Annotated in this window: 21 protein-coding genes and 1 tRNA gene; 16 read left to right on the top strand and 6 right to left on the bottom strand. The window is 30.1% G+C overall.

The genetic code is table 11. From position 1 onward, the window contains the following. The first annotated feature begins 258 nt into the window (after window positions 1-258). The 9 genes from atpB to glmU all read left to right on the top strand — a co-directional run bounded on the left by atpB (window position 259) and on the right by glmU (window position 8322). On the top strand, window positions 259-1071 hold the full coding sequence (gene atpB / locus M9396_RS02450) for a F0F1 ATP synthase subunit A (RefSeq protein WP_250256584.1): 813 nt from the start codon (window positions 259-261) through the stop codon (window positions 1069-1071). 41 nt (window positions 1072-1112) lie between these two features. Further along, the gene (gene atpE, locus M9396_RS02445; protein ID WP_011282559.1) at window positions 1113-1352 is read left to right on the top strand and encodes a F0F1 ATP synthase subunit C; all 240 of its coding nucleotides are present in this window, start codon (window positions 1113-1115) and stop codon (window positions 1350-1352) included. Window positions 1353-1411: 59 nt separating this feature from the next. Further along, entirely contained in the window at window positions 1412-1894 is a 483-nt protein-coding gene (gene atpF / locus M9396_RS02440; protein ID WP_250241675.1) for a F0F1 ATP synthase subunit B, read from the top strand. Beyond that, on the top strand, window positions 1895-2440 hold the full coding sequence (locus M9396_RS02435; RefSeq protein WP_250256583.1) for a F0F1 ATP synthase subunit delta: 546 nt from the start codon (window positions 1895-1897) through the stop codon (window positions 2438-2440). Window positions 2441-2475: 35 nt separating this feature from the next. After that, on the top strand, window positions 2476-4017 hold the full coding sequence (gene atpA / locus M9396_RS02430; RefSeq protein WP_250241681.1) for a F0F1 ATP synthase subunit alpha: 1542 nt from the start codon (window positions 2476-2478) through the stop codon (window positions 4015-4017). 32 nt (window positions 4018-4049) lie between these two features. Continuing rightward, the gene (atpG, locus tag M9396_RS02425) at window positions 4050-4916 is read left to right on the top strand and encodes a F0F1 ATP synthase subunit gamma (protein ID WP_250256582.1); all 867 of its coding nucleotides are present in this window, start codon (window positions 4050-4052) and stop codon (window positions 4914-4916) included. Window positions 4917-4946: 30 nt separating this feature from the next. Further along, on the top strand, window positions 4947-6335 hold the full coding sequence (gene atpD / locus M9396_RS02420; RefSeq protein WP_250241687.1) for a F0F1 ATP synthase subunit beta: 1389 nt from the start codon (window positions 4947-4949) through the stop codon (window positions 6333-6335). Window positions 6336-6373: 38 nt separating this feature from the next. Further along, window positions 6374-6808: a F0F1 ATP synthase subunit epsilon gene (locus M9396_RS02415; protein WP_250241690.1), complete on the top strand. Its 435-nt coding sequence runs from the start codon at window positions 6374-6376 to the stop codon at window positions 6806-6808. A gap of 125 nt (window positions 6809-6933) precedes the next feature. Continuing rightward, window positions 6934-8322: a bifunctional UDP-N-acetylglucosamine diphosphorylase/glucosamine-1-phosphate N-acetyltransferase GlmU gene (gene glmU, locus M9396_RS02410; RefSeq protein WP_250256581.1), complete on the top strand. Its 1389-nt coding sequence runs from the start codon at window positions 6934-6936 to the stop codon at window positions 8320-8322. A 243-nt stretch (window positions 8323-8565) separates the two neighbouring features. On the opposite strand, the gene mnmE is transcribed toward glmU, so the two are convergent. From mnmE to rpmH, 4 genes are all read right to left on the bottom strand, one after another. Beyond that, a complete protein-coding gene (mnmE, locus tag M9396_RS02405) occupies window positions 8566-9978 on the bottom strand; it encodes a tRNA uridine-5-carboxymethylaminomethyl(34) synthesis GTPase MnmE (RefSeq protein WP_250256580.1) in 1413 nt (470 codons plus the stop codon). A gap of 75 nt (window positions 9979-10053) precedes the next feature. After that, window positions 10054-11973: a membrane protein insertase YidC gene (gene yidC, locus M9396_RS02400; RefSeq protein ID WP_250256579.1), complete on the bottom strand. Its 1920-nt coding sequence runs from the start codon at window positions 11971-11973 to the stop codon at window positions 10054-10056. After that, window positions 11952-12299, bottom strand: coding sequence for a ribonuclease P protein component (rnpA, locus tag M9396_RS02395; protein WP_250241701.1), 348 nt, complete (start codon window positions 12297-12299; stop codon window positions 11952-11954). The genes yidC and rnpA overlap by 22 nt, the downstream gene beginning before the upstream one ends. A gap of 20 nt (window positions 12300-12319) precedes the next feature. Next, on the bottom strand, window positions 12320-12472 hold the full coding sequence (gene rpmH / locus M9396_RS02390; protein WP_250256578.1) for a 50S ribosomal protein L34: 153 nt from the start codon (window positions 12470-12472) through the stop codon (window positions 12320-12322). Between the two features lie 341 nt (window positions 12473-12813). On the opposite strand from rpmH, the gene dnaN reads away from it, so the two are divergent. The 3 genes from dnaN to M9396_RS02375 all read left to right on the top strand — a co-directional run bounded on the left by dnaN (window position 12814) and on the right by M9396_RS02375 (window position 17265). Next, on the top strand, window positions 12814-13917 hold the full coding sequence (dnaN, locus tag M9396_RS02385; RefSeq protein WP_250256577.1) for a DNA polymerase III subunit beta: 1104 nt from the start codon (window positions 12814-12816) through the stop codon (window positions 13915-13917). A 312-nt stretch (window positions 13918-14229) separates the two neighbouring features. After that, the gene (gyrB, locus tag M9396_RS02380) at window positions 14230-16644 is read left to right on the top strand and encodes a DNA topoisomerase (ATP-hydrolyzing) subunit B (protein ID WP_250241709.1); all 2415 of its coding nucleotides are present in this window, start codon (window positions 14230-14232) and stop codon (window positions 16642-16644) included. A gap of 210 nt (window positions 16645-16854) precedes the next feature. Further along, a complete protein-coding gene (locus M9396_RS02375; protein WP_011282573.1) occupies window positions 16855-17265 on the top strand; it encodes an Hsp20 family protein in 411 nt (136 codons plus the stop codon). 157 nt (window positions 17266-17422) lie between these two features. Here M9396_RS02375 and M9396_RS02370 read toward each other — a convergent pair whose 3' ends face one another. Then, window positions 17423-18433 (bottom strand): AI-2E family transporter, encoded by a 1011-nt coding sequence (locus tag M9396_RS02370; RefSeq protein ID WP_250256576.1) that lies wholly within the window; start codon window positions 18431-18433, stop codon window positions 17423-17425. A gap of 442 nt (window positions 18434-18875) precedes the next feature. On the opposite strand from M9396_RS02370, the gene glyQ reads away from it, so the two are divergent. Both glyQ and glyS read left to right on the top strand, forming a co-directional pair. Further along, on the top strand, window positions 18876-19790 hold the full coding sequence (gene glyQ / locus M9396_RS02365; RefSeq protein WP_250256575.1) for a glycine--tRNA ligase subunit alpha: 915 nt from the start codon (window positions 18876-18878) through the stop codon (window positions 19788-19790). A gap of 23 nt (window positions 19791-19813) precedes the next feature. Then, a complete protein-coding gene (gene glyS / locus M9396_RS02360; protein WP_250256574.1) occupies window positions 19814-21901 on the top strand; it encodes a glycine--tRNA ligase subunit beta in 2088 nt (695 codons plus the stop codon). Window positions 21902-22081: 180 nt separating this feature from the next. Here the strand turns inward: glyS and M9396_RS02355 are convergent, their stop codons facing one another. Next, complete coding sequence (locus M9396_RS02355; RefSeq protein ID WP_250256573.1) at window positions 22082-22699, bottom strand: Fe-Mn family superoxide dismutase; 618 nt, start codon at window positions 22697-22699, stop codon at window positions 22082-22084. 338 nt (window positions 22700-23037) lie between these two features. Between M9396_RS02355 and M9396_RS02350 the strand changes: the two genes are divergently transcribed. Both M9396_RS02350 and M9396_RS02345 read left to right on the top strand, forming a co-directional pair. Then, window positions 23038-23111: transfer RNA gene (locus M9396_RS02350), tRNA-Pro, on the top strand. Between the two features lie 185 nt (window positions 23112-23296). Continuing rightward, window positions 23297-25369: a M3 family metallopeptidase gene (locus tag M9396_RS02345; protein ID WP_250256572.1), complete on the top strand. Its 2073-nt coding sequence runs from the start codon at window positions 23297-23299 to the stop codon at window positions 25367-25369. The last annotated feature ends 178 nt before the right edge of the window (window positions 25370-25547 follow it).

The following is a 25547-nucleotide window of genomic DNA, read 5'->3' as shown; positions in this document are numbered from 1 at the left end:
TTTTATTGCATTAGTATATGATTGTGTGAAAAGAGGGAGTGTTCTTATTATTTTCTATTAGTACTAACTTTTTAAAGTTGATGCAGGCACTGTTATTCTTCTCGAATACAACATCATTGTAAGTTATGCATAATAATGATTTTGGACTTATTTGACACGTTAGCGACAAGTTGTATATCGAGGCTGTAATGTACATTACACAGGAACATTGTAAAATATTTATAATATATTGCAGCCAATATTTTTGAAAGGTGGATTATGTCAGGAATTAAAGGCACTTCCCAAGAATATATTGGACATCATTTATGTCATCTGCAATTTGATTTAAGTACTTTTTCGTTAGTGAGCTCAGAGAATACTTCTTCATTCTGGGTATTAAATGTAGATTCAATGTTTTTTTCAATATTATTAGCTATTTTATTTTTATTAATTTTCGGTCGTTTGGCTACACTGGCAACTTATTCGGTTCCTACAAAACTGCAAGTGTTTATTGAGTTAATAATATTATTTATTGATAGTAATGTAAAAGATATGTTCCATGGTAAAAATAAACTAATTGCTCCGTTATCTATGACGGTTTTTGTTTGGATTTTTTTAATGAATGCCATGGATTTATTTCCCATAGACTTATTTCCTGCTATAGCTAAATATATGTTAGGGTTGCCTGCTTTGCGTGTTGTGCCGTCTGCTGATGTGAATATCACTTCTTCGTTAGCTTTAAGTGTATTTGTACTTGTTATGTACTACAATATTTACGTTAATGGTGTTCGTGGTTTTATTAAGGGACTGACGTATCATCCATTTAATCATCCAACGTGTATTCCTATTAATTTTATTATTGAAGTTGTTAGTTTGTTATCTAAACCAATATCACTTAGTCTTAGATTATTTGGCAACATGTACTCTGGTGAGTTGATTTTTGTTTTGATATCTGGTTTATTACCATGGTGGGGGCAATGGGTTTTAAATTTACCATGGGCTATTTTTCATATTTTAATCGTTGCATTACAGGCTTTTATTTTTATGGTTTTAACAGTGATTTATTTATCTACAGCCCATGATTCCTGTTGAAATGAATAATGTAATACAGAGAAAATTGCAGAGGGGTTATTATGGAACATTTAAATTTTGATATGTTGTACATTGCTGCAGCAATAATGATGGGATTAGCAGCAATTGGAGCGGCTATTGGTATTGGCATATTAGGTAGTAAATTTTTAGAGGGGGCTGCACGTCAACCAGATCTCATTCCGATCCTTCGCACTCAGTTTTTTATTGTCATGGGATTAGTTGATGCAATACCAATGATTACTGTGGGTCTTGGTTTGTATGTGATGTTTTCGGCGGTTTAACAATGAAAATTAATTGAATGTATTTATTATATTGATTATTAAATATCAGGATTTGTGCTGTGAATCTTAATGCAACAATATTAGGTCAAACTATTTCATTTATCTTGTTTGTTTGGTTTTGTATGAAGTATGTGTGGTATCCATTTATATCTATTATTGAGAAACGTCAAAAAGAAATTTCTGATAATTTAGTTTCTGCTACTCATGCTAAAACAGAATCTGAGCGTGCCAATGCTGAAGCTTTGCTTTGTTTGAGACAAGCTCGGGTCAAAGCTCAAGAAATTATAAAACAAGCAAATATATGTAGAATGCAAATAATTAATGAAGCTAAACATGAAGCTGAAAAAGAGCAAAGTAGAATTTTATCTCAAGCGCGAGAACAGATTATTTATGAAAGAAAACGTGTTACTGACGAATTACGAAAGCAAATTAGTAAACTTGTAATTGAAGGTACAGAGAAAATTATAGAACATTCTATAAATGAAATGATTGATATAGATCTTTTAAATAATATTATTAATACGTTGTCATATGAGGATTAGATGTCTAATATGCTTGTGGTTGCACGTACATACGCTCAAGCTATATTTGATATAGCTGTAGAACAGAAAAATATAAACAAGTGGAAATCCGTTCTTGATTTATTTTCTAAGATTAGTCTAAATAGATTAGTAAAATCTTTATTTTTTAGATGTTTAGAACCAAAAAGATTGTCAGATATATTTATTGCTATTTGTGAAGATTATCAAAAGAAACAAGTTGATATCTTCAGTAAAAATATAATCTATATTATGGCGGAAAATAATCGTTTATTATTATTACCAATTGTGTTTCAAGAGTTTACTTATTTATGTTCTATATATGGACATACTGTAGAGATAGAAATTATCTCTGCTTGGCCTTTGAAGTATAATCAGCTGAAAAAAATTACTGATATGATGGCTAAACGTTTATCTAAAACAGTAAATCCAATACATAAAGTAGATAAAGATATACTGGCTGGTGTAATTATTCGTATTGGAGATACTGTGATTGATGGAAGTATACGTGGACGTATTTTTCGCTTAAATCATGTACTACAATCTTAATATTTTAGCATTATTTAAAAGGTATAAACAAGATTATGCAATTAAATTCAAATGAAATTAGCAAATTAATTAAGCGACGTATTGCCCAATTTGATATAACGTGTGAGATTCGTAATGAAGGTACTATTACTGCTGTAGGCGATGGAGTCATCCATATACATGGATTAACTAATGTCATGCAAGGTGAAATGATTGCTTTGCCATCAGATCAGTTTGCTGTAGCATTGAATTTAGAACGTGATTCTGTCGGTGCTGTAGTTATGGGTTCATATTTAAATTTGTCTGAAGGAATGGTGGCAAAATGCACAGGAAATATATTAAGAGTTCCTGTTGGAACAGCGTTGTTGGGAAGAGTAGTAAATGCATTAGGGGTCCCTGTAGATAATAAAGGAGTCATACAATGTTCTTGTTATTTGCCGGTAGAAGCCGTTGCGCCTAGTGTAATCGATCGTAAATCGATAGACGAACCTATTCAAACAGGGTATAAGTCTGTCGACTCTATGATACCTATTGGACGTGGTCAACGTGAATTAATTATAGGAGATCGTCAAACTGGAAAATCTGCATTAGCAATTGATGCTATTATTAATCAACGTTATAGCGGGGTTAAATGTATTTATGTTGCTATTGGTCAGAAGGCAACAACTGTAGCTAATGTTGTAAAAAAACTAGAAGAACATCGTGCGTTGTCCAATACTATTGTGGTTATTGCATCTGCTTCTGAATCAGCTGTATTACAATATTTAGCTCCTTATTCTGGATGTGCTATGGGAGAATATTTTAGAGATCTCGGGGAAGATGCATTAATTGTATACGATGATCTTTCTAAACAAGCGATCGCTTATCGTCAAATTTCTTTATTACTACGACGTCCTCCTGGGCGTGAAGCATATCCAGGGGATATATTTTATTTACATTCTCGTTTGTTAGAACGAGCTTCTAGAGTTAGCTCTGACTATGTAGAGCGGCGTACTCACGGCAAGATAATAGGAAGAACTGGTTCGTTAACTGCAATACCTATTGTTGAAACTCAAGCCGGAGATGTTTCTTCGTTTATTCCAACTAATGTTATTTCTATTACTGACGGTCAGATTTTTTTAGAATCTCATTTATTTAATTCAGGAATTCGTCCCGCGGTAAATCCAGGTATTTCGGTATCGCGAGTTGGAGGATCTGCTCAAACTAACATCATGAAGGTGTTATCTGGAGGAATTCGCACAGCTTTAGCTCAATATCGTGAATTAGCTGCTTTTTCTCAATTTGCTTCGGAACTAGATGAGGTTACTCAAAAGCAATTGCAGCATGGTCAAAAGGTAACTGAATTATTAAAACAGAAACAATATGCACCTATGTCTGTTTCGTGCCAATCTATTATTTTGTTTGCAGCAGTGCATGGTTATTTAGAAGATGTTGAGGTTTCAAAAATAAGTGATTTTGAGTCTGCATTAATATTGTATATGACTTATACGGAAAAGGAGCTGATTAAAATAATTGATTATGATGGTGTATATAATATGAATATTGAAAATAAATTTAAAAGTATTCTTGAGACTTTTAAATCAAATCAATCTTGGTAAACTCAAATGTGTTATCGTTGCGGAATAGAAATATGTCTGGTTTAAAAGAAATACGCGGGAAAATAGATAGCATTCGCAATATACAAAAAATTGCCAAGGCTATGGAAATGATTTCTGCTGCTAAGATTTATCAAACTCAGAGGCGTATGTTAATAAGTAAACCGTACGCGGAAACTATTCGTAAAGTAATTGATCATATTTCTTCAGGGACGTTAGAATATAAACATTCTTATTTTTTAGAACGAAAAATTCAATCTGTTGGTTACTGGGTAGTCTCTACGGATAGAGGATTAACAGGAGGGTTGAATATTAACTTACTTAAAACATTATTGTGTGATTTTAACAAATGGAGTCAGGAGGGAATAACGATTAGATTAGCTATTATTGGGTCAAAGGGCGCTTCTTTTTTACGTTCCATAAAACAAACAAAGATAGTCAGTTGTGTTTGTGGGATTGGAGATGCTCCTAAAATGTCAGCGCTAATTGGGTCTGTGAGAGTAATGTTGCAGTTGTATGATAATAATCAGATAGATAGGCTATATTTAGCGTATAATAAATTTGTTAATACCTTAACTCAGAGTCCTCAGATTTTACAGATTCTACCAATCATTTCCTCAAAAAACTCTATATTAAAAACTAAATATTGGGATTATTTATATGAACCTGATTCTAAAGTTTTGTTAAACAGTTTATTACAAAGATATATTGAATCACAAGTTTACCAGGGAGTAGTAGAAAATTTAGCTAGTGAACAATCTGCTCGAATGATGGCGATGAAGACAGCTTCGGATAATGGAGAAGTTATTATTAATGATTTAAAGTTGTTTTATAATAAAGCTAGACAAACTAAAATTACGGAAGAACTTACTGAAATTGTTTCAGGAGCTTCTGTAATATAAACTTAAAAGATAGTTAGAGGTATAATTAATATGAGTTCTGGAAAAATTGTCCAGGTTATTGGAGCGGTGGTTGATGTTGCGTTCAATCAAGATGTAGTACCGACTGTATACCATGCGCTTGAAGTGCATATTGATAATTTTAATAAAAAGTTAATATTAGAAGTAGCGCAACAATTAGGTGGAGGTGTAGTACGTTGCATTGCAATGGGTAATACAGATGGATTACGTCGTGGGTTAGTAGCAATTAATTTAAAACACTCTATTGAAGTTCCGGTAGGAAAAGAAACTTTAGGTCGTGTAATGAATGTATTAGGTGAACCAATTGATATGAAAGGACCAATTAAAGAAAAAGAAAAGTGGTCTATTCATAGGTCTGCGCCACTTTATTCCGAATTATCTACTAACCAAGATCTTTTAGTTACTGGTATTAAAGTAATTGATTTAATGTGCCCGTTTTCTAAAGGAGGAAAAATAGGTCTTTTCGGAGGAGCAGGAGTTGGAAAGACCGTAAATATGATGGAACTTATTCGTAATATTGCTGTAGAACATTCTGGTTACTCGGTATTTGTTGGTGTAGGGGAGCGCACTCGTGAAGGTAATGATTTTTATAATGAAATGGTAAACTCTGATGTTATTAATAAAGTTGCTTTAGTATATGGTCAAATGAATGAACCGCCTGGCAATAGATTACGTGTGGCTTTAACTGGTCTTACTATGGCGGAAAAATTTAGAGATGAAGGACATGATGTATTGTTATTTATAGATAATATATATCGTTATACTCTTGCTGGGACTGAAGTTTCTGCATTATTAGGGCGTATTCCATCGGCGGTAGGATATCAATCTACATTGTCAGAAGAAATGGGTATTTTACAAGAACGTATTACTTCTACAAATTTAGGATCAATTACTTCTGTACAAGCGGTGTATGTTCCTGCAGACGACCTTACAGATCCATCTCCTGCTACTACTTTTTCACATTTAGATGCAACTATAGTTTTAAGCCGTCAAATTGCTGCTCTTGGGATCTATCCTTCGGTAGATCCATTAGATTCTAATAGTCAACAATTAAATCCACTGATTGTAGGGCAAGAACATTACAATGTGGCTCGTGATGTGAAGTCTATCCTTCAACGTTATCAAGAGCTTAAAGATATCATTGCGATTTTAGGTATGGATGAATTATCAGAAGAAGATAAATTAATAGTATTACGTTCGAGAAAAATTCAACGGTTTTTATCGCAACCCTTTTTTGTTGCTGAAGTATTTACTGGATTTTCTGGTGCGTATGTTTCTTTAAGAGATACTATTCAAGGATTTAAAGAAATCATAGAAGGAAAATATGATCATATTCCAGAGCAAGCATTTTATATGGTAGGCACTATCGAAGAAGTTATAAAAAAAAATAAAATGCTTTAAATTTTTTTATTTTATTGATAAAAGGTCTAGATATCAGAATGTCTGAATGTACTTATTACTTAACTGTTGTTTCTGTTGAAAGAGAAATATTCTCTGGCGTAGTTTGTAAAATTCAAGTAACAGGTATTGAAGGTGAAATGGGTATTTTTCCAGGTCATACTCCGTTACTTACGTCGATTAAGCCAGGAGTATTGCGCATAGTAAAATCATATGATAATGAAGAATACGTATATATATCTGGGGGTATACTTGAGGTTCAGAGAAATATAGTGACGATATTGGCGGATACAGCCATCCGAGCGGAAGAATTAGATGAAAAAAAAGCCAGAGAAGCTAAATATGCAGCTGAAAAACATATTAAAAATTATCGCCATACTTCTGATATAGATTATATTAAAATAACTTCAGATATATCTAAAGCTATTGCAAAACTTAGATTAATGGAATTAACTAAAAAGAATAAGCATATGTAACTAGTAATGATATCTTTATTTATTGTATAAATAAGTTTTTTGTTTATGTATATGTAGTTATATGTTTAATGTAATAAGAATAGTTTATCACTAAAAATAAGAATCACAGAAAGTATATCAAGATTATGTCGTATATTAATTTCAGCGCGATTATCCTTGCTGCCGGTAGAGGTAATAGAATGTTGTCTGATACACCAAAAGTGTTGTACCAAATTGGTGGTAAGTTTATGTTACAACATTTGATTGATTCTGTAATACAAGTAGGTGTTAGCTCCATATATGTGGTACATGGATATAAAGGAGAAATAATAATAAAAAAAATTAATACGGATCAATACAAAATTCCTGTACATTGGATATTGCAACATGATCTTATTGGGACTGGAGATGCTGTTCGGAGAGTGTTACCTATCATCAGTGATAACGAAGAAGTTCTTATTTTATATGGCGATGTTCCTTTTGTTTCTCATAAAACATTACAACGATTGCATGTCATTAAATCCCAATGTGATATAAGTATGTTAACTGCTACACTACCTAATCCAAAAGGATATGGGCGTATTGTTCGAAACCAAGAAGGGAGCGTTGTTAGCATCATAGAACATGATGATATCATTAATGATGATCAAAAAAAAATTAAAGAAGTCAGTACTGGTATTTTTATTGCTATTTCTGATCATTTAAAGCGTTGGTTAAGCACATTAACAACTCATAAGTCAAAAAATGAATTTTATTTAACAGATATAATTCAGATAGCTCATCAATCAGGTTACATTATACATACCATGTGTCCTGATGATACATTTGAAATAATGGGAGTAAATAGTAAATCAGATTTCGTTTATTTAGACAAACAATATCAACAAAGAAAAGTACGATGTTTATTATCATCAGGATTGATGATTATTGATCCAAATAGGTTTGATTTAAGAGGAACATTAGTACATGGGAAGGATGTGTACATTGATATCAATGTGATCATTGAGGGGCATGTTTCTTTGGGGAATAGAGTTAAAATAGGAGCAAGTTGTATATTGAAAGATACGATAGTTGAAGATGATGTAGAGATATACCCATTTTCAATAATTGAAAATACAACAGTAAGTTTCCAAAGCAAAGTTGGGCCATTTGCACGGTTGAGACCAGGAACTGAATTAAAAGAAAAAAGTCATGTGGGAAATTTTGTAGAAATAAAAAATACTCGATTGGGTGAGAAATCCAAGGTTAAACACCTTAGTTATTTAGGTGATGCAGAAATTGGTAATCAAGTAAATATCGGAGCCGGCACTATTATTTGCAATTATGATGGCATCAAGAAACATAAAACTATTATTGGTGATGATGTTTTTATTGGAGCTGATAGTCATCTGATAGCTCCAATTACTATTGGAAAAAATGCAACTATTGGAGCCGGAACTACAGTAACTCGAGATGTGCCAGCTAATGAAACTATTATTAGTAGAATACGACAATTTTCTATTTTAAATTGGAAGCGATTAAAAAATAAAAAATAATTTGTATTTTTTATTTAAGAATTATTCGCCAAGCAAACATTATATAAACATAGTTTATTTTATTAAGAAATTATTTCTATATCTTTTTCGAAGTGTATATGTTGGTTTGCATGTATAGTCTATCTAGTATTTATTAATCTATAACTTATATGTAATCATACATAGCAAAGAAACGATTTAATCCTTGCAATTTATTTTATATTTATAAAATATTATGAAAATTACTTGTGAGTTTATGAGTCATCATTTTCCAATACAAAATGTAGAGAATATTCTTGTTAATAAATCATCAGGAGTACATTTTCCAAAAATTTTGCTTAATTCCTTATGTGCTAATCCAAGATCTTCAGCAAAAAGTTCATTGATCGACATAGCAGATAATAGTTGGGTTTGAGCAGACAAAAGGTATTTAGAAGATTTTTCAAGTGCATCTAAGTGACGTCTACGCGCAATGAAATTTCCTTGATTTTCAGAAAGATTGTAAGCGTAATCTTCCTGTATTTGAAATTTGATATTATTACTTAAATATTCTTTTAATAAGTCTGTTCCATCATCAAATAAAGCCGATAACGTGATAATTGTATAATTATTTATTATACTGATTCCGATTTTATTTTTGGTTAAATCAGATTTATTATGTATAATTGTGATAGAAGGTTTTTTATTTTTGCAAAACAGTACTTTTTCTACGTGTTCTAATGTGATGTCATGTTCCTTATCTGTTTTGTCGTTAGGATCAATTACCCATAATATATGATCTGAGTTACTTAATTCTTCCCATGTACGTTTCATCCCAATTTGTTCTATTTCATTATCGCTTTTTTTTTGTAGCCCAGCAGTGTCAGTAATATGGAATGCTATTCCATTCAATTGAACACATTCATGCAATGTATCTCGTGTGGTTCCAGATATCGTACTTATAATTGCTCTATCAATACCAACTAATGCATTAAATAAACTAGATTTTCCAGCATTTGGTTTTCCAGCAATTACTATTTTTATTCCTTCACGGAGTAAAACGCCGTGATAGGTTGATTTATACATTTTTTGTACATCGTTTATAATGTTTCTCAATTTTTTTTTTATATCTTCATATGGTATGATACTAATTTCGTCTTCTGAAAAGTCAATAGATGATTCTGCGTACATGCGTAGATTAGTAAGTTGTTCTGATATTATATGTATTTTACGAGAGAAAATTCCTTGTAAAGAATTTGATGCTGATTTTGCAGCTTGATATGAAGTAGCATCGATAATATCAGCTATTGCTTCTGCTTGGACAAGATCTATTTTGTTATTTAAGAATGCTCGTTTAGTAAATTCTCCTGGATGTGCTATTCGAATATCAGAGGATGTTTTTAAAATACGTTCTAATAATATATCTAGGATTATTTGGCCTCCATGTCCATGGATTTCTAGTATGTTTTCCCCGGTAAAAGAATTTGGTTCAGGAAAAAACAAGGCTATTACTTGTTCTAATATGGATCCATCCGTGTCTAAAAAAGGCAAATACTCTGCTTTTCTGGGATTTGGTATTTTTCCTAACAATTTATGAGCAATTTCAGGAACTGATTTTCCAGATATTCGTATGATTCCAATACCTCCACGGCCTGGAGGTGTGGAAATAGCAACTACTGTATCTATTGTATAGCTCATAATTTTTATTTTACTTTAAAACATATTACAATGTGAAGATATACTTGAGTTATAAATTTTTTTTGAATATTTTTATTAGTTATTTTTATTGTGTAATCCTTGTTTTTCTAGTTCTCGATAAATCATGTATTGTTGAATAATGGTGATTATATTGCTTACTATATAATATAATACTAAACCAGATGGGAACCATAAAAAAAATATAGTAAAAATGATTAACATGATAGTCATCATTTTTTTCTGTATCGCATCAGTAATTGTAGTAGGCGACATTTTTTGTATAAAAAACATAGTAATTCCCATTAATATCGGTAGTATGTAATAAGGATCCTGAGCAGATAAATCATGAATCCAGAAAGCAAATTCAGCATGCCTTAATTCTACAGAACCTGATAACATATAATATAAAGCTAAGAATATTGGCATTTGGATTAATAAAGGTAGGCATCCCCCCAATGGATTCACTTTTTCTAACTTATATAATTCTATAGTTTTTTGATGGTATTGATATTTATCGTGTTTATATTCTTCTTGTATTATAGATAATTTAGGTTGTAGCATGCGTATTTTTGCCATAGAAGTATATTGTGCTTTAGTTAAAGGATACATGGTTAGACGTATAATTAATGTTATAATAATAATAGATATACCCCAATTTTCTATGTAACTGTAAATAAAACTCAATAATTGAAACAATGGTTGAGAAATAAACCACAACCATCCGTAGTCAACTAATAGATCTAAATTTGGAGCTATTGCTTTCATCTTTTCTTGAATTTTTGGGCCTATCCATAATATAGATTGAAATTTACCTGTTTCTCCTATCGGGAGATATATTGAATCAGATTGAAAACCTATAGAAGCACTATTATTATCATGGTAGGTAGTATAAAATGTATTATTTCCTTGAGTAAGGGGTATCCAAGCTGTCGCAAAATATTTTTGTGACATTGCTATCCAACCTTTAGAGGTATTAATGTTTAAATTCATATTTTTTATATCTTTAAAGCTGTATTTTTGATATTTTTTTTTATCAGTAGAATATGCTGGTCCTCGATAAGAGTATAAAGGAAAATTATCTCCGTTATCGCTGTTATTATGTAATTTGGGATAATGTTCGGATTGTACTATATTACCAAACAACTTAATTTTTAATGGATAAGTGCTCATATTATTTACGGTATAGAATACATATATGGAGTAGTCATTTCTGTTAAAAATATAATTCTTAGTATATGTAATCCCATCGGAAGCGTAATGTGTTAAAGTTAATTGTAATTTATCTTCATTTTTTGGTATGGTGTACATACTTTTATCAGTTGCGGTAGTGTATATAAATTTTTTATTATTATATGATTGACCCGGTATATTTTCGTTTATTAGTCCGATGTTTGTTTGATATGTAAATGCTTGTGATGTACTTAATAGATGAAAAGGTTCTGTAGAATGTAAATTCTCTAAATAATTCACGAGATATGCTTCTTCGATATCTCCTCCATAAGTATTTATTTTGAGTAACAACACATCTGTTTTTACTGTAATCACATGACTTTTATGATGTATATATTTTATTTCATCATTATCTTCAGAACGAATTAGTGGATATGTATTTTCATGTATATTTATTTTTGGGATATTAGTGCTTTGATGATACTCTGTTTGCCATATTTGCCATAGTATAAACGACATAATTAAAAAAGCTATCACAAAGAAATTACGTTGCGAATCCATGTTGATTATGTCCTGAATATGTGAATGTGAATAATATTTAAAATTTTCATTGTTATTTACAGTTAAAGGATGGCATTGCAATATACGAATACATGTCATCCAGATACCTCGTAATACTCCGAATTTACGTATTGATTCCACCCCGTATTGAGAACATGTTTTTTGAAAACGACAATGATGACCCAATATAGGACTAATACTGATTTGGTATCCATATATCAGCCATATTATGCTTTTTTCTATTAACACAAATGGTGATACCATAATTTTTCGAGCTCTTGTATCAACGTTTTATTTTTGTAATGAATAATCTCTTTTGAGTGAATAGTTAGAACAAAGTCTTTGGCTAATAAGTTATGTTGATATGTACGAAAAGTTTCACGAATATGCCTCTTTATTCTATTGCGTTCATGAGCGTACTTAACATATTTTTTTGAGATAGCTAGCCCAATGCGAGGATATCCTAATCGATTGGATCGACTGAACAAAGTAATTCCAGTTGTTTTAATGCGTTCTGGCTTTTGAAATACAAAAACAAATTCGTTTAAATTTAACAAGCGTGCCCGTTTAGGTAAAAATTTTCTATTCATTTGGTTGTACTAATAAAATTTTAGTGAATGTTTAAAACAGATACAACCAATCGAACGCGCCTTTTAGACCTACGCCTTGATAATATTTTACGGCCTTGTCTTCTTGACATTCTTACTCTAAACCCGTGCGTTCTATTACGTTTTAATATGGAAGGCTGAAAGGTGCGTTTCATATTTACATTCTTGTATATTTATTTGATAATGATAATAAAATTTTTAATTGTTGTTATCTAATTATTATATGCTGACAATTAACACCCATATTATAGGATATAGTATATAAAGTCAAAATATTTAAAGTTTGTTTTATCATGTTCGATAATAATTATTTTGTTAAGAATAGTACTAATGGAGGTAATTAGTTGCATGAATGTGTTATTCAGTTTTTAATGCGTCAATGTGTTTATGTTTCAATTTTATATATTATACTGTTGCGATATGTGTTTGAGATTTGTACAGTGATATGACATCGTCATGTGATTATTTGAAATGTTGTGTTTTACTAAGTTTAGTTATGAATTTTGTAATAGATAGGAAATTATTATATCAACCTTTGCAAAAAGTCGTGGGAATTCTTAGCGGACGCCCAAGAATGCCTATATTAACTCATGTGTTATTAGAAGTTAATGATAATTGCTTATGTATTACTGCTACAGACTTAGAAATAGAGATAACAGTTCGCGTTATATTACAAAATAAATATTCCATTGAATCTGTGACAGTACCAGGGCGTAAGTTTTTTGAAATTTGTCGTAGTTTGTCTGAATCATCAAAAATTTCTATAGTATCAAAAGACAAAAAACTGATTATTTGTTCTGGATATAGTAAATTTTATTTATCTACGTTTTCTTCGTTAGATTTTCCTAAATTAGAAAAATGGGATAATAATCTAAAATTAGTTATATCCCAGGCTACTTTTAAAAAAATGATTGAATTAACCCAATTTGCTATGGGCCATCAAGATGTACGTTATTGCTTAAATGGTATATTGTTTGAAACTAAAGAACATGTTTTGCGTATTGTTGCAACAGATGGGCATCGGTTAGCAAGTTGTGAAATAACTATGGATTTATTGTTACCCAATCAATCATCGATTATACCTCGTAAAGGAGTTATCGAAATATTACGTTTGTTAAACGTTAAAGAAAAATTAGTTAATATTCAAACAAATAATAATAATCTCCGTATGGAGACAGAGAATTATACTTTTACTTCTAAATTGATTGATGCTGTGTTTCCAAATTGTCATGATGTTTTTGTAAAGTGTTCAAAAAATGTTTTGGAAGTAGAATGCGATATTTTGAGGCAGTCTTTAAAACGCGCAGCTATTCTTGCAAATGAAAAACTTCGTATCGTTCGATTTACATTAATTACTAATCAATTAAAAATAACCGCGCATAATTTTGAACATGAAGCATCGGAAGAAATTTTAGATGTTTTATATTCAGGACAGAGTATGAAAATATCTTTTAATGTAGATTACTTGATCGATGTTCTACAGGTAATGGATACTCAGTTTTTACGGTTTTATTTAACAAATGAAATATCCAGTGTGCAAATTGAGGGCACCGAGAAATGTTATGGAGCAACATATATCGTCATGCCAATTCGGGTATAATAATGATTTACAGATTGTAACCTAACATGTATTTTAAAATGCTATTAACTGTGATTAGATTGATAGCACACAGTAACAATAATACTAGAATATATAAATTATCTGCGTGATTAGATATTTAAAAATTAAAAAATGTAAATCAATGTACTTTTCTTATGAAAAACAAATCTTTGCGTCATGAGAAATAATTATGTATGCATGTATGCGTGTATATTTGGTAAATATAATAGTTCGATTGGAGTTATCTTTGGTTATATGTATTTTTGAAAAAATTAGTTCATATTATATGTGTATTTATACAGGAATAAGATCATGTTGAGTGCTTATGATTCTTCAAGTATTAAGATCTTAAAAGGGTTGGATGCAGTACGAAAACGTCCTGGGATGTATATTGGAGATACTGACGATGGAACAGGATTGCACCACATGGTATTTGAGGTAGTGGATAATGCTATTGATGAAGCTATTTCTGGGTATTGTAAAAAAATAGTAGTAATAATTCATCAGGATAATTCAGTATCGGTTCAGGATGATGGACGCGGTATTCCCACGGATATACATGAAGAAGAAGGAGTATCTGCTGCTGAAGTTATTATGACTATATTGCATGCTGGAGGTAAATTTGACAATAGTAATTACAAAGTGTCAGGAGGATTACATGGTGTTGGAGTGTCAGTAGTAAACGCATTGTCGGAGAGATTAGAGTTAGTAATAAAAAGAAATTTTAAAACCTACAAACAGGTTTATTGTGAAGGAAAACCGTTGTCACCTTTAGAAATTATAGGCGACAGCGAGCATAGTGGCACCATAGTACGGTTTTGGCCAAGTCTTAAAACGTTTACGGGTAAGACTGAATTTCAATATGATATTTTAGCTAGACGTTTTCGAGAGTTATCATTTTTAAATTCTGGAATCGTAATTATTTTGCGTGATTGTCGCAACAATAAAGAAGAAAATTTTCATTGTGCAGGTGGAGTGAAAGCTTTTGTAAAGTATTTGAGTATCAATAAAACACCAATTCATCCTAATATATTTTATTGCTTAGGTAATAAGGGGGAAATTAATATAGAGGTCGCTTTACAATGGAACGATAACTTTCAAGAAAAGATATATTCTTTTACTAACAATATCCCTCAACGGGATGGAGGGACTCATTTAGCGGGATTAAGAGCTGCTATTACAAGAGCAATGCATTTTTATATGGATAAAGAAGGATATAATAGAAAAGTTAAGGTTGTAACCATAGGAGATGATGCTAGAGAAGGACTTGTTGCTATATTATCTATTAAAATACCGGATCCGAAATTTTCTTCTCAAACTAAAGATAAATTGGTGTCATCAGAGGTGAAAACTGCCGTTGAGTCATTAATTTATGAAAAGCTAATAGAATTTTTTTTAGAAAACCCAATAGATTCTAAGAATATAATAAATAAAGTTATAGGGGCTGCCCGTGCTCGAGAAGCAGCGAGAAAAATTAGAGATTTAACACGTCGTAAGGGTTTGTCAGAGTTTTCGACACTTCCAGGTAAGTTAGCTGATTGTCAAGAAAAAAATCCAGTTTATTCTGAATTATATTTGGTAGAAGGAGATTCTGCTGGTGGTTCTGCAAAACAAGGTAGAAATCGTAAAAATCAAGCAATATTACCACTTAAAGGGAAAATCTTGAATGTAGAAAAAGCACGTTTCGATAAAATGTTGGCTTCTCAAGAAGTAATGACATTAATTACTGCTCTTGGATGTGGAATTGGTCCAAATGAATATAATCCAGATAAATTGAGATACCACAATATTATAGTTATGACGGATGCAGATGTTGACGGCGCGCATATTCGGACTTTGTTATTGACTTTTTTTTATCGCCAGATGCCAGAAATTATTGAAAGAGGACATATATTTATCGCACAGCCTCCTTTATATAAAGTTCAGAAAGGACGCCAAGAGCGATATCTTAAAGATGAAGAGGCAATGAGTAAATATCAAATATCAATAGCAGTAGGAAGTTCTCGTTTTTACATTAATCCTGATACACCTCCTTTGAAAGGAAAAATATTGGAACAATTAGTTTTTGAATATTATTTAATACAAAAAATTATTGTTCGTATGGAACATCAATTTCCAAAGATATTATTGAATAGATTAATTTATCATTCAGTTTTATCTGAGGAACAGTGTTATTGTTATGAAAGTGTTAAAATATGGATGAGATCTTTAGTTGATTCTTTGAGTAGTTTTGAAGAATATGGAAGTAGTTATGATTTTATTATTTTAAAAAATCATGAGAATGAATATTTTGAACCGATATTACGTATACGAACATACGGTATCAACGTAGATTATGTATTAAGTATTGATTTTATTAAAAGTCATGAATATAAAAAACTCGTATCTTTTGGAATGCAAATGAACGAATTGTTTCTTTCAGGCGCATATATAGAATATGGAATATATCGTAAACAGGTACATTCTTTTGATCAAGCAATGGAATGGCTTATGCAAGAATCTAGAAAAGGATTAGTAATACAACGTTATAAAGGACTAGGTGAAATGAATCCAGATCAATTATGGGAAACAACTATGAACCCCAAAAACAGATGTATGTTACGTGTCACAATAAAAGATGCGATAGAAGCTGATCATTTATTTACCACGCTCATGGGTGATTTAGTTGAACCAAGACGTGCATTTATTGAAAAGAATGCGTTAAGAGCAACAAATGTAGATTACTAAATTATAAAGATAATTTTTTTTATATGAATTTTATATAGAAAAATGGTTTTGTGAGTCAATCGATTGTTATTATGTAATTATGTATTGATATTATAGGCACAAATAGTACTATAATACAGGTGGGTGATATTAGAGTAAAAGATACAGTAATTAAACTTTATTTACTTTTGTATATAAAAATTAGTAAACACTTGATTAGGAGTATTATGTATGCATAATTTCGATTTTTCCCCGTTGTATGGATCTGTCATTGGATTTGATAGATTAGTGAATTTTTTGGAGATTGGACAAAATAATGGAAATTATCCACCTTATAATGTTGAGTTAGTTAGTGAACATAAATATTGTATTTCTATTGTAGTAGCCGGTTTTACAAATAGTGAGTTGGATATTACAATGCATGATAATATGTTAGTAGTAAAAGGAATACATATTGATTCTCATCAAAATTCTAAAAATTATTTGTATCAAGGTATTACTGAGCATAATTTTGAAAGAAAATTTCAATTATCTGAACACATTCAAATAACAGGTGCAAATTTGGAATATGGAATTCTTTATATACATTTAGAGAGAATTTTGCCAGATACATTAAAACCAAGGCGTATAGAAATTAAATAGGATGAACTTATTGTTGTTATATTTATTTGTTGTTAATGTGTGTGATAGTTAAGCCGGGCTTTATTAATTGTATATACGGAGCTCGGTTTGTTTTTGTAGTTTTTCGATGTTCAATTAGTCATTAGTTACTTATATGTATAAGTTTTATACCAAAATATTAGATTAATTTTTTTGAACGTAGTTCATTTTTTAGATAAGCATAAAAAATTGGGGCTGCTATCAAGCCTTCTAATCCAAATATTGATTCTAGTAAAAGCATTGAAAGTATTAATTCCCAAGGGTTAGCATTGATTTTATTTCCAATAATTTCGGCATTAAGAAAATATTCTAACTTATGAATTAATATTAAATAAATGAGCATCATTACTCCGACACTTAATGAGATGGATAAAGCCGCAATAGTAATCATGATATTGGAAATAAGATTACCAATAATTGGTAACATACCCAAAATAAAAGTAATGACAATTAAGGTCTTTCCTAATGGTAAAGACTGCCCAATTAATGGTAATAAAACAAAAATTATAATAGATGTTAATAATGTATTCACTGAAGAAATTTTAATTTGAGCAAAAACAATGTTACGAAACGCCCTAGAAAGATTATATACACGTTCTGATAATTGAGTAATAAAAAATGTATCATGAGTGTGTTGTTGTTTTGTAGATTTAGAGCAAGATACTAAAACACCAACTACTACCCCTACTAGTAAAGTAATCAATCCGTGTAGGAAAGTATGTCCCATATTTCGAATAAGAATTAAGTTTGACTCAATCCAAGTAAATATTTGATCTTTTAGTTCTTCAGTAGTATTTGGTAAAAAAGAGGGTAAAAAATCAGGAAGTCTTTTTTTAAAATCAGAAAAAATTCTATTAATTTCAATAGAAATAGTAACTTTATTAATATCTTCTGTGAAGAAATTAGTACAATTAATAATTCCTATAGTTATAACAATAGATATACTTGTAATAATGAATGCTACTGCAACCCCTCGAGCACGATTTATTCCAATAAATCGTTCAAAGTAAGACGCAAAAGATACTATAATTTCGTAAGTTAAAAATCCAGAAAAAAAACAAGGAAATAAACCTAATGGTATCACGATCATTATAAAAATAAACATTATTAGATAAGAAATTATTATGGTTGGTGTTTCTTGGGAAATCATTTTTATATCCTAGTGTATGTAGATTTCTGCAATATGCAATTTCTTATCAATATTAAGGACAAAACCATGGTGTTCATTACATATGTATATGGATTATTTATTTTGTTTATATAGCGTATTTATAAATCCGATGTAGAATCAATGTGTTTTAAATAATTTGTTTTAAACATATTTTATAATTATATATATGTGTAAAAAAAATAATACCTAATACTGATAGATATAAAAATATAAGTATTGGTATTTTATGATCCTCTATACATGTATAATACATACTGATTTTTTAGTTTAAAATATTTTTAGTTACATGATAGCAATTATTTTCTGTAAATATAGATTCAGTTTTCATTACATTATAAATGTTGTTAATAATAATTCATGAATAATTATTATTATAGATAGATGTGGAACCACAATGATTTTTTAAAATAGATAAAATAAAATGTACGATAACAATGATACAAAAACTTTTCAAGGGCTAATACGGGCATTAGAAAGTTATTGGGAAGGCTGCGGTTGTATTATAGCTCAACCATTAGATATAGAAGTTGGAGCAGCTACTTCACATCCTATGACTTTTTTTAATGCTATTGGCCCAGAACCTGTTGCTGCCTCTTATGTTCAAGTATCTCGCCGACCGATGGATAGTCGATATGGTCACAATCCAAATAGATTACAACAATATTATCAGTTTCAAGTAATTATAAAACCTTCTCCAAAAAATATGCTGCAATTATATTTAAATTCTTTAAAAAGAATTGGATTAAATCACATAAAAAATGATATTTTTTTTGTTGAAGATAATTGGGAAAACCCTACTCTTGGAGCATGGGGATTAGGTTGGGAAGTTTGGTTGAATGGCATGGAGATAACACAACTTACTTATTTTCAGCAAATAGGTGGATTAGAATGCAGACCTGTTACTGGAGAAATAACCTATGGTTTAGAACGTTTATCTTTATTCTTACAAGAAGTAAATCATGTTTATGATTTGGTTTGGAGTTATAGTTCATTAGGGCCTGTTACGTATGGAGATTTATTCCGTCAAAATGAATTGGAACAATCAATTTATAATTGCGAGCATACGGATATTGAATTTTTATTTAAAATTTTTAGTCAATATGAAAATGAGATAAAATATTTAATTACTATGACACAACCATTACTTATGCCAGCATATGAACGAGTTTTAAAAGCAATACATATTTTTAATTTATTAAATGCTAGGAAAGTAATTTCCATTACAGAAAGAAAAAATTATATTTTACGTATTCGCAAATTATCAAAAATGATAGCAGAAGCTTACTATGCATCTCGTAGAAAATTAGGATTTCCTATGTGTATGAGGAAATTATAATATAATGCAAGGATAATTTTATAATGAAAGTATGTACTTTTTTAGTAGAGATTGGTACTGAATCGTTACCATCTAAAATTTTAAAAAAATTAGGAAAAGACTTTTTTTATCAAATTATTAATGGGTTTAAAAAAAATAATTTTGTTTACGATAAGGTTAATTGGTTTGCATCTTCATTTCGTTTAGCAGTCAAGGCTAATTTAATAATAAAAAGTGATTTTAATACTAATATTGAATGTGTTGATCAATCAGATACTGGTGATACATATGATAAATATATTAATAATGCAGATACTCAAATCAATCATATAGTTAATAATATAAAGATTAGAAGTGGTGTATGCGTTAATAATTTTCAAAGAATATTGGAATGCGATAAAAATGTAGCAATACATAAAAATTTAAAATATTTATTGTGTAAGATTATTAGTTCCGCTTTAGAGAAATTAAATAATTATGAAATGATGCGTTGGAGCGATATAGATATTCCATTTGTTCGCCCTGTTCGTACTGTGACTATATTGTTAGATACATATCTTATTCCGGGTTATTTTTTTGGTATAAAAACAGATCGTGTATTGCATGGTAATAGATGTATGGAAGACGATAAAATTACTCTTGAACATGCAGATCATTATCCAGATGTTTTGATTAAAAATGGTTGGGTAATAGCAGATTACGATACACGTAAAAATACCATATGTGTAGAGATAGAAAAAGAAGCTAGAAAACTTGGGGGATTTGTAGATGTTCAGGATGAAAAAAGTTTACTAGAAGAAGTTACTTCGCTAGTAGAATGGCCTGTAATTCTTTCTGGTCAATTTAATAATAAATTTTTGGTATTACCACGTGAAGTAATACTTCATATTATGAGATATGATCAAAAGTATTTTCCGGTATATAATGTTATAGATGGAGTTTTATTACCGTATTTTATTTTCGTATCGAATACGATTTCAGATAACTATAAGAAAATTATTGATGGACATGAAAATGTGATAATGCCACGTTTAATGGATGCAGAGTTTTTTTTAATGCAAGATAATAAATGTCGTTTAGAAGATTATATACCTAAATTAAATTCTGTGCTATTTCATAGCAGGCTTGGTACTTTGCGTGATAAAAGTTGGCGTATAGAAGAATTATCTGGATGGATTGCTGAGAAAATAGGTATAGATATAGAACAAACGAGACGCGCTGGGTATTTGTGTAAGTGTGATTTAATGAGCAATATGGTATTTGAGTTTCCTTCAACTCAAGGAACTATTGGTATGCATTATGCTCTCCGTGATGGTGAGTCAGAAGAAATAGCATTAGCACAAAAGGAACATTATCAACCACGTTTTTCTAAGGATAAACTTCCTACTACTCATATTTCTTGTGCTGTATCTATCGCAGATAAAATGGATACTATATCAGGTATATTTGGTGTTAAAGAATTACCGAAAGGTAATAGAGATCCGTTTGCTTTAAAAAGATCTGCAATTGGAATTTTGCGTATTCTTATGTATAAAAAATTACCAATAAATTTATTTGATCTAATACAAAAGTCAGTGAAATTATATGGTTCACAATTAATTAATGCGACAGTTATTAATGATATTCATAATTTTATGTATAATCGCTTGTTTTCCTGGTATCTCTCAAGAGGTTATAAACTAGATGTTATTAAAGCAGTTTTAAGTGTTAAATCTGATAGCGTAGTAGATATCGATGCCCGAATACAAGCAGTTACTGATTTTTTTGGATTACAAAAAGAGGAAAATATTAAATTAAATTTAATTTATAAACGCATATCTAATATACTATTAAAAAAGAAAATATCTTATAATGAGGATGTGCAATATTTTTTATTAAAAATGCCAGAAGAAATATGTTTAGCCATGGAGGTGATTTCGATAGAAAAGAGGCTACAGGTACTGTGTATGCACCATCGTTATTATGATGCACTAACTGTTGTTATAACAATAATAAGTGCAGTAAATGCATTTTTTGATAATGTTATAATTATGGATGAAAATGAAAATGTAAGAATTAATCGATTAACTTTGCTAAATAAGGTTAAAAATTTATTTTTAAAGGTAGCAGATATTTCTTTATTACAGATTTAAATGTACATCTGTATATCCATTACTACTTCAGTAGCTAATGGATCGTTCTCTATTAGCTACTGAAGTAGTAATGATCAATGGTCATTCACCTCAACACACTGATTGAAGTCTAGAAAGTGGTCAGATGTTTTTAATATTTATGTAAAACTTATGACCACCTTAGTTAATTAATAACCGTTTTTATACTTGATTAAATTGTGTGCATACTTCATCCCAGTTGACTATATTCCAAAATGATCTAATATAGTCTAAACGCCGATTTTGATATTTTAAATAATAAGCGTGTTCCCACACATCTAATCCAAGAATTGGATATCCATTTGTTCCGGAGATATCTGTTCCCATTAATGGGTTATCTTGATTGGCAGTAGATACTATAGATAAAATATCATTTTGTTTTATGAGCCATACCCAACCAGATCCAAAACGACTGATAGCAGTTTTTTCAAAATGATCTTTAAAAGAAGAGATACTTGAAAAGTTATATTCTATTGCATCTTTTAATGATCCTTGAAGTGTAGTATTCTTTTTAAGATACTTCCAAAAAAGGCTATGATTGATATGTCCTCCGGCATTGTTACGTAATATAGTTTTTTTGTGATTAGGTAAATGATTTAATTTTTTTATTAATTCTATGACAGGTAGATTGGAAAATTCAGGTAAATCAATTAGTGCTGCATTGGCGTTATCAATATATGCTTGATGGTGTTTTGTATGATGAATCTTCATAGTTTTCTCATCGAGAAATGGCTCTAAAGCATCATATGAATAAGTTAAAGAAGGTAATATAAAACTCATAATAAAAATTTCTCCATAATTATGTAAATATTAAAGAATAATAATTCTAAGAACAATTCAAATTATACATTTATTAATAAATAATGTATACAAGTAAATTTTTTATTAATAAATGTATAAAAATAATTGCGTTATTGAAATGGTATTTATGTATATATCAATTTTTAATGAAACTTGATATAATAAATAATATAATTCGAATATACGTTCAGGACTTATTTTATTGATAAGATGAATTGGTAATTTTTAGATTTTATTGTTATTAATTGTATTAATGAAAGCAAAAAATATTCGTATTTAAATCGCAGAGTTATGTATAATTATATTTATAGTACGTACGGTGAGTAGCGTAGTTTGGTAGCGCAATACGTTCGGGACGTATAGGTCGAAGGTTCAAATCCTTCCTCACCGATGTAAAGCAATAATATACTTTCATTTAAATTTTTATGTGAAATGATACTGCGATCAAGATCATGTAATAGATAAATAAGTGTATACTATCAGATGTACGAGGTACCGTTTACATATATAAATTCGATACAACGGAAGATTTCAAAATTGGCTACATAATAGTTACTAATTTTTAGGTTTTATTGTATGGATAATAACCCATTATTACATTATTCTATATTCCCTCCATTTTCTTCTATTAAGATAAATCATGTAAAAGAAGCTGTACAAAAGGTTTTGACTAATTGTTATAATACGGTAGATCAGATTGTATCTGAAAAACGTGTAACTTGGGATACGTTATATTATCCGTTGATGATTGCAGAAAATGAATTGCAACGCATTTGGTCTCCGATAACACATTTAAATTCTGTACAACATAATTTAGAATTACGTAAGGTTTATGAAGAAAGTTTGTCATTTATTTCTGAATATAGAAACTGGATTAATCAACATGATGGATTGTATAAATCTTATCAATCATTACAACACGGAGATTCTTATCAAAAGTTGAGCGTAATACAGAAAAAAGTATTAAATAATATTTTACATAATTTTAAATTATCGGGGATTTATTTATCTCCACAGAAAAAAAAAATATATGCATATATAACTTCTAGATTGTCCCGATTAAGTTCAAATTATGCTAATAATGTATTTGACGCAACGCTAGGTTGGAACAAATTAATTACTGAAAAAAAATTGTTATCTGGGATACCAGAACATACATTGAAACTTGCTCGTTTAGCAGCACAAGTTCGTGGAGAAAAAGGGTGGTTATTTACACTGCAATACCCTAGTTATTCTGCAGTTCTTTTGTATTGCGATACCCAAGAACTTAGAGAAGAGCTATATTGGGCTTTTAATACTCGTGCTTCTGATCAAGGACCTAATAGTGGAAAATGGGATAATACTTTAGTAATGGATGAAATTCTTACATTACGTTATGAGTTAGCAAAAATATTAGGATTTAGCACTTATCTTGAAAAATCTTTATCAAAAAGAATGGTACAGAGTCCAAAACAAGTATTTAATTTTCTTATGAATTTATCTATCCAGATACGTTCTTATGAATATAAGGAATTTTTAGAAATACAAAATTTTGCTAAAAAAAAATGTTCTTGTGTGTCTTTAAATCCATGGGATATTGCATATTATAGAGAGAAACAGAAACACTATCTTTTTTCTATTAAAAATGAAGAACTATGTTGTTATTTTCCTGAAAAAACAGTACTTCATGGAATGTTTTCAGTAGTGAACCGTATTTACGGAATTACTATTAAAGAACATTCTAATGTAGAAACATGGCATTCTGATGTACGATTTTTTGATATTTTTGATGAAGAAGATAGATGGATGGGAGGATTTTATTTAGATATATATCTCAGAGATGATAAACGTGAGGGTGCTTGGATGGATGAGTTAGTAGGTAAGATGTATCGAAATAATACTATTGGTCAAAAACCTATCGCATACTTAACTTGTAACTTTAATCGTTCAGAGAATCAAAAATCACCATGTTTGTTAACACATCAGGATGTGATGACTTTGTTTCATGAATTTGGTCATGTACTACATCATATCATGACACGTATTGATATTCCGGAAATATCTGGAGTTAATGGAGTACCTTGGGATGCAGTAGAATTACCTAGTCAACTTATGGAAAAATTTTGTTGGGACCCTGGTGTATTACAATTAATTTCTATGCATTATCAAACAAAAGAACCGCTACCTGATTATATAATAAATAGTTTATTAAAAACAAAAACATATCAATCATCATCTTATCTTTTACGTCAAGTGATATATGGGTTATTTGATTTACGAATACATCATGAATATATGCCAGGGGAAAAGAGGAGTGCATTAAAAATATTTAACGAAGTAATAAAACAAGTATCAACGCGTCCTCTTTCAATGGATTGGGATCGTTTTCCTAACTCTTTTCTACATGCTTTTTCTGATGATTATTCTGCGGGGTATTATAGTTATTTATGGGCAGATATGTTGGCATCTAACGTTTGGTGTCGTTTTCAAGAATTAGGTATTTTTAATTCAAAAATAGGGAAATTATTTCTTAATGACATCCTTTCGTTGGGGGGTACTATCGATTTGGAAAAATGTCTTGTAAAATTTTGTACACAAACTATGACAGTAGAACCTATGCTAAGATATTATGGGGTTACTGTTTCTGTTGACCATTCCATGTCAATATAATATGCATAAATTATTAAGAATATTATTTTTATGTGTGAATTGTTCTTAAATTAAGAATGATAGCTTGAGGTTTGTTAATGCTTATTATAGATAAAGAATGTGAGGTTTTTATTTTTTAAAATAATATGTGTATTTTTTGAATTATTTATTAAAAGAATTATCGATATACTGATGTCGA

It is taken from the genome of Blochmannia endosymbiont of Camponotus modoc, from assembly GCF_023585785.1.
In the GTDB taxonomy this organism is placed as follows: domain Bacteria; phylum Pseudomonadota; class Gammaproteobacteria; order Enterobacterales; family Enterobacteriaceae; genus Blochmanniella.
Note: the sequence above shows the minus strand (reverse complement) of the source record. Positions and strands in the feature narration are given on the sequence as shown.